This window comes from Pueribacillus sp. YX66, assembly GCF_041725775.1.
In the GTDB taxonomy this organism is placed as follows: Bacteria; Bacillota; Bacilli; order Bacillales; family UBA6769; genus Pueribacillus.
The window spans coordinates 41,437-52,810 of record NZ_JBEUEL010000014.1 but is presented as its reverse complement, the minus strand read 5'-3'; the positions used below and the strand labels follow the sequence as shown (position 1 = coordinate 52,810).

Annotated in this window: 12 protein-coding genes; 2 read left to right on the top strand and 10 right to left on the bottom strand. The window is 36.5% G+C overall.

Annotated features, from left to right (window positions below):
• Positions 1 to 214: 214 nt before the first annotated feature.
• Complete coding sequence (gene prli42, locus ABU914_RS08170) at positions 215 to 304, top strand: stressosome-associated protein Prli42 (protein WP_379669247.1); 90 nt, start codon at positions 215 to 217, stop codon at positions 302 to 304.
• On the opposite strand, the gene ABU914_RS08165 is transcribed toward prli42, so the two are convergent.
• The 8 genes from ABU914_RS08165 to ABU914_RS08130 all read right to left on the bottom strand — a co-directional run bounded on the left by ABU914_RS08165 (position 305) and on the right by ABU914_RS08130 (position 8,445).
• Entirely contained in the window at positions 305 to 817 is a 513-nt protein-coding gene (locus tag ABU914_RS08165) for a L,D-transpeptidase (protein WP_379669246.1), read from the bottom strand.
• Positions 818 to 929: 112 nt separating this feature from the next.
• Complete coding sequence (locus ABU914_RS08160; protein WP_379669245.1) at positions 930 to 1,352, bottom strand: BrxA/BrxB family bacilliredoxin; 423 nt, start codon at positions 1,350 to 1,352, stop codon at positions 930 to 932.
• 72 nt (positions 1,353 to 1,424) lie between these two features.
• Positions 1,425 to 2,414 carry a biotin synthase BioB gene (bioB, locus tag ABU914_RS08155; RefSeq protein ID WP_379669244.1) on the bottom strand — a complete coding sequence of 330 codons (990 nt, stop codon included), beginning with the start codon at positions 2,412 to 2,414 and terminating at the stop codon, positions 1,425 to 1,427.
• A gap of 107 nt (positions 2,415 to 2,521) precedes the next feature.
• Positions 2,522 to 3,775 (bottom strand): dihydrolipoamide acetyltransferase family protein, encoded by a 1,254-nt coding sequence (locus ABU914_RS08150; RefSeq protein WP_379669243.1) that lies wholly within the window; start codon positions 3,773 to 3,775, stop codon positions 2,522 to 2,524.
• A 118-nt stretch (positions 3,776 to 3,893) separates the two neighbouring features.
• Positions 3,894 to 4,877 (bottom strand): alpha-ketoacid dehydrogenase subunit beta, encoded by a 984-nt coding sequence (locus ABU914_RS08145; RefSeq protein ID WP_379669242.1) that lies wholly within the window; start codon positions 4,875 to 4,877, stop codon positions 3,894 to 3,896.
• A gap of 10 nt (positions 4,878 to 4,887) precedes the next feature.
• A complete protein-coding gene (locus tag ABU914_RS08140; protein WP_379669241.1) occupies positions 4,888 to 5,880 on the bottom strand; it encodes a thiamine pyrophosphate-dependent dehydrogenase E1 component subunit alpha in 993 nt (330 codons plus the stop codon).
• Positions 5,881 to 5,900: 20 nt separating this feature from the next.
• Positions 5,901 to 7,319: a dihydrolipoyl dehydrogenase gene (gene lpdA, locus ABU914_RS08135; RefSeq protein WP_379669240.1), complete on the bottom strand. Its 1,419-nt coding sequence runs from the start codon at positions 7,317 to 7,319 to the stop codon at positions 5,901 to 5,903.
• Between the two features lie 31 nt (positions 7,320 to 7,350).
• A complete protein-coding gene (locus tag ABU914_RS08130; protein WP_379669239.1) occupies positions 7,351 to 8,445 on the bottom strand; it encodes a Glu/Leu/Phe/Val family dehydrogenase in 1,095 nt (364 codons plus the stop codon).
• 201 nt (positions 8,446 to 8,646) lie between these two features.
• Between ABU914_RS08130 and ABU914_RS08125 the strand changes: the two genes are divergently transcribed.
• On the top strand, positions 8,647 to 8,892 hold the full coding sequence (locus tag ABU914_RS08125) for a DUF2627 domain-containing protein (RefSeq protein WP_379669238.1): 246 nt from the start codon (positions 8,647 to 8,649) through the stop codon (positions 8,890 to 8,892).
• Positions 8,893 to 8,994: 102 nt separating this feature from the next.
• Here ABU914_RS08125 and spo0A read toward each other — a convergent pair whose 3' ends face one another.
• Positions 8,995 to 9,804, bottom strand: a complete 810-nt coding sequence (gene spo0A / locus ABU914_RS08120) for a sporulation transcription factor Spo0A (RefSeq protein WP_379669237.1) — start codon at positions 9,802 to 9,804, stop codon at positions 8,995 to 8,997.
• Positions 9,805 to 10,056: 252 nt separating this feature from the next.
• Positions 10,057 to 11,361, bottom strand: coding sequence for a SpoIVB peptidase (spoIVB, locus tag ABU914_RS08115; protein WP_379669236.1), 1,305 nt, complete (start codon positions 11,359 to 11,361; stop codon positions 10,057 to 10,059).
• Between the last annotated feature and the right edge of the window lie 13 nt (positions 11,362 to 11,374).

The following is an 11,374-nucleotide window of genomic DNA, read 5'->3' as shown; positions in this document are numbered from 1 at the left end:
GAATAATGGTTTTCCCTTCCATTGGATAAATATAAAAAATAATCTAGCCTCACATTATTTTTCTTTTGAACACGTACCTTAGTAAAATATGTATATTAATTTTAAATGACTAGCGATAAATTAGCAAAAGCTACATAACAAGATGTTGTAAAGTGTTGCCACTCAATCAACTTATTTAGTACAATATCGGTATGATTAATGGGGAGGGTATAGTATGTCTCGGAAATTTATTAAAACAGTTGTTTACATCATGATTGCTGCATTACTTTTATCGTCATTGATCGCCGGAGTTTCCTTTTTTTAATTAAATTACACGAAGTCGACTTGCTATTTGTTGAAAACTTTCATCGCTTGATGTAATTAAAATTTTTGTTCCGATCGGAACTTGTTCATATAATTGTTCTACATCTTTGTTGAACATACGTATACAGCCTTTGCTTATATATGTTCCGATCGATGTTGGGTTGTTCGTACCATGGATCCCATACGTTCTTCCGTCTGTTTCCATGGCATCAAATCCGATCCAACGAGTCCCAAGCGGATTGTTTGGTGATTCACCAGGAATATTTAATTTGCGATAATACGGGTTTTTAGCTTTGACGGTTACAGTAAACATTCCTTCGGGCGTTAACGATGGATGCTTACCAGTTGCTACACGTTTTACATATTGAATGCTCCCTTCGTCTATTAAAGCGAGTTTATTCGTTTTTTTGTTAACAATAATAAAAGGATCCCCTTTGATTGGATTTGGTTGAAGCGGCCAAAAAGGTGACGCTATAATAAAAAAAGAAACGAATGTCATAACAATGGTTTTCATCTTATTACACCTCCGTTATTACTTTTATCGTGCCCGCTTTTAATCAAAAAATAGAAACAAAAAGCTCAAGCTATTCATAAACAGCTTGAGCTTTTGTTTAACATGGCGCTTCTTAACAATGTTGATTAAAGAGTTCTTGCAATTTTTGTGCAACTTCTTGAGTATCGGAAGATTCGATATCGGCTCGTTCAACCATATCAACAATTTGTCCATCTTTCATTAATGCAAATGAAGGAGATGATGGAGGATAACCAGTAAAATACGAACGTGCTTGCTCTGTTGCTTCTCGATCTTGACCAGCAAATACAGTTACGAGATGGTCAGGTTTTTTGTCATTTTGTAATGAGTAGTATGCTGCAGGGCGAGCCACGCCACCAGCACATCCGCACGTTGAATTAACCATGACAAGTGTCGTTCCTTTCTGTTTCAATGCATCATCTACTTCTTCAGGTGTTTTTAATTCCTTATAACCTGAATCACGCATTTCTTTACGTGCTTGATCTACAATATCTTGCATAAACAAATTAAAGCTCAAACTACTCAATCCTTTCCTTTATAATTGACTATATTTTATCAATGGAAATGGTTTGAATTCAACTTAAAGGGCTTACTCAATTTCAAAGCCAAGATCTTCGATCATTTGATAATCAGAAGAAAATTCCTGCCCTTCGGTCGTTAGATAATCTCCGACAAAAATTGAATTGGCTGCGTACAACCCCATCCCTTGTAACGAACGTAAATTCATTTCTCTTCCCCCTGAGATTCGAATTTCTTTGTCAGGATTCATAAATCGGAATAAAGCTAATACTTTTAAACAATATAGTGGTGTAAGTTCATCCATGTTTTCCAATTTTGTACCCGGAATCGAATGCAAAAAATTAACTGGAATCGAATCAACGCTTAACTGGCGTAGCTCTTTTGCCATTTCATAAACTTCGCTGTCTGTTTCACCCATACCTACGATAACGCCAGAACATGGTGATATACCCGCTATTTTTACATTTTCAACCGTGTTAACGCGGTCATCGTATGTATGAGTTGTCGTAATCTGGTCATGATGCGTTTTACTCGTATTAATATTATGATTATAGCGGTCAACGCCAGCATCTTTTAATCGGTCAACTTTTTCTTGAGAAAGAATACCAAGACATGCACAAATCTTTAAAGGCATTTCGTTTTTAATTTCTTTTACCGCATCAACAATTTGATCGATTTCGCGATTCGTTGCCCCACGTCCACTCATAACGATACAATATGTACTCGCTTGTCTTTTCATTGCTTCTTCTGCACCTTTTAGAAGAACATCTTTTTCAAGTAACGTATATTTTTCTATTCGTGTGTTTGCTGTAATCGATTGAGAACAATATCCACAATCTTCGGGGCACAATCCACTTTTAGCGTTGATGATCATATTAAGCTTTACTTTATTACCGAAATAATGATATCGAACTTTATAAGCGGATTGCATAAGCGATAAAATTTCTTCGTTTCTTGCATTTAAAATTTGTAAACCTTCTTCTTTCGTTATCCTTTCATTTTTTAAAGCTTTGCGGGCAAATTGATCCCAATTCGATGTTTGCATTTGTGTAGTCTCCATGCCGTCCTCCTAATGTTAACCATATTAATAATTTAGTTTACATTTTGATTCTCGCATGAGTGTTTTGAGCTGTCAAGAACAAAAATCCACTACAATGAAGTAGTGGATTAGTACACACTTAAGTTATTTTCATTCATATTTTCAACTTTCTCTTTGACAGCTTTAAGGAAAAGCCCACACACTAGTCCGTCTAGTACTCGGTGATCGAGAGAGAGACAAAGATTCACTATATCCCGTGGTCCCATCATTCCACTTTCAGTAACGACAGGACGTTTTACGATCGATTCAACTTGTAAAATTGCTGCTTGTGGATAATTGATAATTCCCATTGATTGGACAGATCCGAAAACTCCCGTGTTATTTACTGTAAATGTACCACCTTCAACATCTTCTCTCGTTAGCGTTCCTGAACGAGCTTTTTGTGCAAGTTCGTATACTTCTTTTGCAATTCCTTTAATACTTTTTTCGTCAGCGTTTTTTATTACTGGAGTGAACAATACATCACCAGATGCAACCGCAATGGATATGTTAATGTCTTTCTTTTGAATGATTTTATCTTCAGCCCACATTGAATTAAGTTCCGGAAACTCTTTTAATGCTTCGACAACGGCTTTAATGAAAAATGAAAAGTACGTTAAATTAAAGCCTTCATTTCGTTTAAAATCTGTTTTAATTTTATCACGGTAAGCTACTAAATCAGTGACATCAGCTTCAACCATCATCCAACCGTGTGGGATCTCCTGCACACTTCTAACAGTGTTTGAAGCAATCGCTTTTCGGATGCCACTTAGTGGAATTTCGATGTCAGTTGCATGTTTTTCTATCCTTCTCTCTACCTGAGGAATAACGGCATTAGAGACAACAGAATTAGTAATATCGGCATCGTGCGATTTCTGTTGTTGATGTATGTAAGCTTGGACATCTTTACGAGTTATTCTTCCGCCTTTCCCTGTACCTTGAATATGAGCAAGATCGATGTCGTGGTCTTGAGCTAATTTTAACACAGCTGGTGAAAAACGACGTTTATTGTTTTTATTTAATGGAGCAGGTTGAAGTTCTCCTGTCCGTTTATTTTTATCGGCTAGTGTAGTTTCGTTTTTAATGTCTTCTGTATCATTATTTTCTACTTCTATGTAACAAATTAATTCTCCGACTGGAATTGCTTCACCAACAGTTGCAATAATTTTAGTGATTTTCCCCGAAAATAATGAAGGAATTTCAGCTGTTACTTTATCTGTTAACACTTCAGCAATTGGATCGTATTTGTTCACTGTTTCCCCTTCTTTTACGAACCAATGGTTGATTGTTCCCTCAGTTACACTTTCCCCAAGCTGAGGCATTACTATTTCCTTCGTTATCACCTTTTAAATTCCTCCTTATCCATCAATAGACGGCTCTTAAGCCTCTACTGATAGTTGCAAGACTAGCTTCCCATCCATATCATCTAATTTTTATTCTCTTTCCTCTTGCATACGATGTTTAGAAATGTGCTAATTCTCTTATAGCAGTTTCAATTTTTGATGGATTAATCATAAAATATTTTTCGAGTGGTGCCGCGTATGGCATTGCAGGAATATCTGGTCCGGCTAATCTATGAATTGGTGAATCTAAGTCAAACAAACAATGCTCCGCAATAATCGCAGAAACTTCACTCATTATACTTCCTTCTTTATTTGCTTCCGTTATTAATAGTACTTTACCTGTTTTAGAAGCGGCCTCAATGACTGCTTCTTGATCTAATGGATAAACTGTACGTAAATCTAAGACGTGAACGGAAATACCCTCTTCTTGAAGCTTTTCCGCGACTTGAAGAGTAAAATGGACACCCAATCCATATGTAATAACGGTGACGTCATCGCCTTCACGTTTTACATCAGCTTTGCCGATTGGAATGGTATAGTCTTCATTAGGGACCTCACCTTTTAGTAAACGATACGCACGCTTATGTTCGAAAAATAAAACAGGATCTTCGTCTCTAATAGCGGACTTTAATAGTCCTTTTACATCGTATGGTGTTGATGGCATAACAATTTTAAGACCAGGGACGTTAGCAAATAGGGCTTCGACCGATTGTGAATGGTATAATCCGCCATTCACACCGCCACCGTAAGGAGCGCGAATCGTAATCGGACAATTCCAATCGTTATTCGAACGATAACGTATTTTTGCTGCTTCAGATACAATTTGATTCACTGCTGGCATAATAAAATCAGCAAATTGGATTTCTGCTACAGGTTTGAGACCATACATTGCTGCTCCGACACCAACACCAACAATCCCTGATTCAGCTAACGGTGTATCAATCACTCTTTCTTTTCCATATTTTTCGTAAAGACCATCTGTTGCTTTAAAAACGCCACCTTTTACTCCGACGTCTTCACCTAATACAAATACGTTACCATCTCTTTCCATTTCTTCATCTAATGCTTGTGTAACCGCCTCGATATAGGTTATGACAGGCATGTAATTCCCCCTATTCCCCATACACATAGTTGAGAGCTGACTCCGGTTCTGCAAATGGGGCATTTTCAGCATATTCAGTCGCTTCATCTATCATTGTTGTAATCTTTTTCTCTAATTTCTGTTCTAGATCTTCTGTTAAGATGTTTACTTGTTTCAAATAATTAGAAAATGTTTTAATCCCGTCAATCTTTCGCATGTCCTTTAATTCTGATTCACTGCGATATTGACGATCATCATCGTCACTTGAGTGAGGTGTTAAACGTTGTGTCATGACTTCAATTAATGTAGGACCATCTCCTCGTTTCGCTCTTTGAACAGCTTGTTTTACTGCTGCAAAAACAGCGAGTGGATCATTTCCATCAATCGTCATACCCGGCATTCCGTAACCAATTGCACGGTCAGAAACTTTTTCACAAGCAAGCTGTAATGAGGTTGGTACAGAAATCGCATAGCCATTATTTTCACAAAAAAAGATGACAGGAAGTTTATGGACACCTGCAAAATTCGCTCCTTCATGGAAATCTCCTTGATTTGATGAACCTTCACCAAAGGAAACAAAAGTAACAAAAGATTTCTTTTTCATTTTTGCAGCAAGTGCGATCCCGACCGCATGCGGTACTTGTGTTGTAACAGGTGATGAGCCAGTCACAATTCGATTTTTTTTCTGACCAAAATGCCCCGGCATTTGTCTTCCGCCAGAGTTTGGATCCTCTCCTTTAGCAAATGCTTGCAACATTAGCTCTTTTACAGTCATGCCAAAAGTAAGAACGACACCGATGTCACGATAATAAGGTAAAATATAATCGTTGTTTCGATCGAGTGCAAAAGCAGCACCGACTTGCGCAGCTTCTTGCCCTTGACAAGAAACGACGAATGGTATACGTCCCGCACGATTTAAAATCCATAGCCTTTCATCAAATCGTCGTGCTAACAGCATAGTTTCATACATCTCTAATAATTGATTATCCGTTAATCCGAGTTCTTCATGGCGTTTATATGTCATGACATATCGCTTCCTTTACATTAAAAGTGCAGTTGTAATCCATCAACAGCTAACGCGGCTTCGCCCAATATTTCCGACATCGATGGATGTGGGTGAATCGTTTGAGATATTTCCCACGGTGTCGCATCAAGCACTTTTGCAAGTGCCGCTTCCGAAATCATTTCGGTTACATTATATCCGAATAAATGTACGCCAATGATATCATCCGTCTTCGCGTCAGCAATTATTTTTACAAAACCATCACTTTCTCTATTGATAAGTGCTTTACCATTTGTTCGAAAAGGAATTTTACCAACCTTGATATGATAATTGTCTGTTTTAGCATCACGCTCTGTTAAACCTACACTTGCAATTTCAGGATTTGAATAAACACATTTTACAATTTGATTTTCTTGTAAAGGCTCTGGATTTAACCCTGCGATATGCTCAATTGCAATAATCCCTTCTCGTGCGGCAACGTGAGCTAATTGAACTCCACCAATACAGTCTCCAATCGCGTAAATATGTGATTCTGCTGTTTGATAATATTCATTTGTTTCTATGTACTTATTTTCAAAGTTGATTTCAGTATTCTCAAGCCCGATATCTTCAATGATTGCTTCTCTGCCAATTGAAATTAATAGTTTATCTGCCGTAATTTCAGCTTGAATAAGATCCGATTCATATTGTACAGTCACATTTTCATTTTCAATTTGGTGGGACACAACGTTAACGTTTGTAACGATGCGAATTCCTTTCTTTTTTAAATGAGACGTCATCGCATTAGAAATCTCCTCATCTTCTTCAGGTAAAATTTGATGCGCCGCCTCTAAAATCGTTACTTCGACTCCAAAATCGCTCATCATTGATGCCCATTCAATACCGATCGCCCCTCCACCGACGATAATCATTGACTTTGGAAGTTCCTGAAGTTGAAGTGCATCGTCGGAGGAAAGGACATATTGACCGTCGTAAGGGATCGAAGGAAGTGACCGAGGTTTCGCTCCGGTTGCGATGACTAAATGTTTCGGTACAAGTGTTTCATGAGCTTTGTTTTCATTTAATTCCACCGAAACAGCACCGGAAAGTGGTGAGAAAATAGAGGGACCTAACAATCGACCTTTTCCTTCAAAGATATCAATTTCCCCTTTTTTTGTTAAATGTAATAACCCTTCATACAATTGCTTTACGATTTTATCTTTTTCATTTTGTACTTTTGAAAAATTTAATTTTGCACTCGGGATGTCAATTCCAAAGTTATTAGCTGATTTTGCAAGTTGAAAAACTTCCGCACTTTTTAACAGTGCTTTACTAGGAATGCATCCTCGGTGGAGGCATGTCCCTCCAATTTTTTCTTTTTCGACTAGGGCTGTTTTTAATCCTAACTGGGAAGCGCGTAACGCAGCTACATAGCCTCCCATTCCCCCACCTAAAATGACAACATCATAATTATTTGCCATTCATTTCTTCCTTTCATATTTGCCAAGTAAGTCACTTTTTACGCAATACATGTTTCTCTTCGATTAAAAATTGAGATCGCGACCGATGCATTTTCTCTATTCGTTCTTCTGCCATTCGATCTGCTGCTTTACTCGTTGGAATTTGTTCTCGTTTTGAAATTTCAATAATTTTACTAATCTTATCATAAATCGATTCAACTTTTTTCATTGCACGCTCTCGATTATATCCATATAATTCGTCAGCGACATTAATAACTCCACCAGCATTAATAACATAATCGGGTGCATAGACAATTCCTCTTTCAAACAATAACATTCCATGTTTTTCTTCTTTCAACTGGTTGTTAGCTGAACCAGCTATGACTTTTGCTTTTAATTTCTCAATCGTCTCATCATTAATAATGCCTCCGAGAGCGCATGGTGAAAATATATCACACTCGACCGAATAGATGTCCTCTGGTTTAACAGCTTCTGCTTGAAAGGCGTCAACCACTTTTTTAACAGCATCTTTGTTTATATCCGTAACGATGAGATGGGCACCTTCCTCATGCAAATATTTGCATAAATGATAGGCGACGTTACCTACACCTTGAACAGCTATCGTTTTTCCTTGTAATGACTCTGTTCCAAATGCTTCAAGTACAGCTGCTTTCATTCCTTTATACAAACCGTATGCCGTAACTGGAGACGGATTACCGGAGGATCCGAATGCAGGTGAGATCCCGGTTACATAGTCAGTTTCTTCATAGATGAGATCCATATCTTCTACAGTTGTCCCTACATCTTCAGCAGTAATATATCGTCCATTTAATGTTTGGATGTATCGACCAAATGCACGTAATAATTCTTCACTTTTATCCTTTTTTGGATCCCCAATAATAACTGATTTTCCCCCTCCAAGGTTTAAGCCAGCAGCTGCGTTTTTATAGGTCATTCCTTTCGCAAGTCTCAACGCATCCTCTAACGCTTGTTCTTCATTTTCGTACATCCACATACGTGTACCACCGAGTGCTGGTCCAAGGGTCGTATCATGTATCGCTATAATTGCTTTTAGACCAGAGTGTTTGTCTTGACAAAAAAGAACTTGTTCAAAGTCATCAATCTTCATAGAGTTAAAAATGTTCATATTTATTGACCCCTTTAGTTCATAAAAACTTTTATTACATCTTATGTTTAACCTTTTTATTCATTAGAGTTTATTCATTAGACAGCCTATTCTTTTTTCGATATCATAATTAACATAATGTTGCGTGTTAAAAAAGAAAGACAACTTATCGTTCGTTCCCTGGCCTACTTGAACAACCTCTAATAAAAAGGAAGGATACTTATGCAACGATTCATTGCTGTATTAATTGTAATTTCACCAGTTATTCTTGGGATGTATGGTATAAAACAAATGAGAGACACGTTTTTTGGTATTTTAAATTCACCTTATCCTGTTTTATGGTTGCAATTTGTAGTTGGAGCTCTTGCTTTTTTAATTGGTTTGTTTTTTATCGGAAGCTTTATTTTTTACCGTGATCGAAAAAGAAACAAAGTTCAAACGAATTTTTTAAAAGAAAATAATAAATAAAAAGCTCTTGACAGGCAAAGCAGTCAGGAGCATTTTGTTCACTAGTGGCTATATAACCATAAACAATATAGCATAAAATTCATTTGAAATCTATTTTGTAATTTAACGATTGTTTGTCAAAACGGCTGGAACATTATGTTCAATTCGAAGTTTGTCAGCGACCATTGCAATAAACTCTGAATTTGTCGGCTTCGCTTTTGACATCGACACGGTATAACCGAATAAAGATGATATTGAATCGATGTTACCTCGACTCCAAGCGACTTCAATTGCGTGCCGAATTGCTCTTTCTACACGACTTGACGTCGTATTATATTTTTTCGCAATATCCGGATAAAGAACTTTTGTTATCGAGCCTAGTAGATCAATGTCATGATAAACCATTGCAATTGCTTCTCTTAAATACATGTATCCTTTTATATGAGCAGGAACTCCAATTTCATGGATAATATTTGTTATGCTTGCATCAAGATTATGCACTTTCACTTCTGGTTGAGTTTGTGTTGGATTGGAAGACTTTTTAATAAACTCTGATGGTTTTCCGCTAATTTCCCTAATATGATTGATCAAATTTTCCATATCAAAAGGTTTTAATACAAAATAGTCCGCCCCTAGTTCTACCGCTTTTTTCGTTACATCTTCTTGACCAAACGCTGTAAGCATGATGACATTTGGAAAATGCATCCCTTTATTACGAATTTCTTCAAGAACTCCTAAACCGTCCATATGAGGCATAATAATATCAAGTAACAAGACGTCAGGTCTCTTTTCTTCAACCATTTGCATGCACTCTAATCCATTGTAAGCAACACCAACCACTTCTAAATCTTGTTGAGATGATAAATACTCTTCAATGAGATGTACAACTTCTCGGTTATCATCTGCCATTCCTACTTTAATTTTTTCAAACATGAAATTCCTCCTCATTTTATCAAATCTTTCAAAAAATCCTATAAGGATATTTTTTCCTTCACTGCTTTATTATAACATGTATAAAATTCTATAAAATCAAAATTTTTATTTTTTTGTCTTGCTTTTTCGACTCTTTCTTGTCAGTTTATTTGGAATTATTTTTTATTTTGTCGAATTATTACATTGTCTATAGGTATTGAGCTTGTCGTCTTTATCCTTATTTTTTTATAAAAAAACGTAAGGCAAGCTACATTAGCTCGCCATACGTTTTTCAGTGGCTTCTCGTTCATTAATATCGATTCCGGCTTCTTTTAGCATCCATTCAATATGAACACCATATCCGCTAGTTGAATCATTTACAAATACATGTGTTACAGCACCGACTAATTTTCCATTTTGAATAATTGGACTTCCGCTCATTCCTTGAACAATTCCACCTGTTTTCTCAAGGAGTTTTGGATCTTTTATTTTTATAACCATACCTTTTGTAGCTGGAAATTTTTGATTTACAGAACTGACTATTTCAATGTCAAACTCTTCTACCTTATCGCCTTCCAAGACGGTTAAAATTTTAGCAGGACCTTCTTTTACTTCGTACGGTAATGCAACAGGTACTAAATTATCGTGAACACCATTTGTTATTGTTTTGTCTAATTTACCAAAAATTCCAAATGGACTATTTTTTGTTATCGTTCCTAACGGCTTTTCATTCGTAAATTGTGCTACTTTTTCACCTGGATTGCCATTACTGCTTTTTTCGATTGAAGATACCGAGGAGCTTAATATTTGACCATTATTAACGATGATTGGTTTTTTCGTATCCATATCTGAAATGACATGTCCAAGTGCACCGTATTTTTTCGATTCGGGATGATAAAACGTTAACGTTCCTACACCTGCAGCGGAATCACGAATATATAACCCAATTCGATATGAATTTTCATTTAGATCTTTCACTGGTTTTATCGTTTTTTCAAATTGTTTGTTGTCACGTAAAACGGTAAGATGCAATTTTCCCCCTGTATTTCCTGCTTTTTCAATATATGGAGCAAGATCTGTCATTTGTTTTATTTCTTTTCCGTTAATTTTTGTAATAACATCTCCAATTTCGATACCAGCTTTTTCTCCCGGTGATGATTCGCCATTTTTTGTATCAATTAGATGGTGACCTACGACAAGTACACCGTGTGTATTTAATTTTACGCCTACAGATTGTCCTCCGAGCTTTACACGTAAATCAGGTAATACATTGACAGCCATTTTTTTTACCGGAAAATTTCCCGCATGAACGGTTATTGAATCTTGACCGGGTTCAATCGCCTTTACTGTCGTATGTGCTTTATTTGAAAACCTTTCTGAAGATAATGTGGTTTTATTTTCGGCACTTGAAATTTTTGTATTGACTGGTAAATTTGAAAACGTCATTTCTCCATTTTGAAATAAGCGAATATCATTGGGCATCTTCAAAAAGGATTGAAATGGCTTTATAAAAGCTATAACAATTAAGAAACTAAGGAGAACTATCCCAATCATTTTTCTCATCTTTTTCATTTTCATTCACTCTCCTCGC

Bases quoted from the DNA above. Each gene is read 5' to 3' on its own strand.
- ABU914_RS08165 (WP_379669246.1), bottom strand. From the start codon at position 817: ATGAAAACCATTGTTATGACATTCGTTTCTTTTTTTATTATAGCGTCA.
- ABU914_RS08130 (WP_379669239.1), bottom strand. From the start codon at position 8,445: ATGAACATTTTTAACTCTATGAAGATTGATGACTTTGAACAAGTTCTT.
- spo0A (WP_379669237.1), bottom strand. From the start codon at position 9,804: ATGTTTGAAAAAATTAAAGTAGGAATGGCAGATGATAACCGAGAAGTT.
- ABU914_RS08140 (WP_379669241.1), bottom strand. From the start codon at position 5,880: ATGACATATAAACGCCATGAAGAACTCGGATTAACGGATAATCAATTA.
- prli42 (WP_379669247.1), top strand. From the start codon at position 215: ATGTCTCGGAAATTTATTAAAACAGTTGTTTACATCATGATTGCTGCA.
- bioB (WP_379669244.1), bottom strand. From the start codon at position 2,414: ATGGAGACTACACAAATGCAAACATCGAATTGGGATCAATTTGCCCGC.
- ABU914_RS08125 (WP_379669238.1), top strand. From the start codon at position 8,647: ATGCAACGATTCATTGCTGTATTAATTGTAATTTCACCAGTTATTCTT.
- ABU914_RS08145 (WP_379669242.1), bottom strand. From the start codon at position 4,877: ATGCCTGTCATAACCTATATCGAGGCGGTTACACAAGCATTAGATGAA.
- spoIVB (WP_379669236.1), bottom strand. From the start codon at position 11,361: ATGAAAATGAAAAAGATGAGAAAAATGATTGGGATAGTTCTCCTTAGT.
- lpdA (WP_379669240.1), bottom strand. From the start codon at position 7,319: ATGGCAAATAATTATGATGTTGTCATTTTAGGTGGGGGAATGGGAGGC.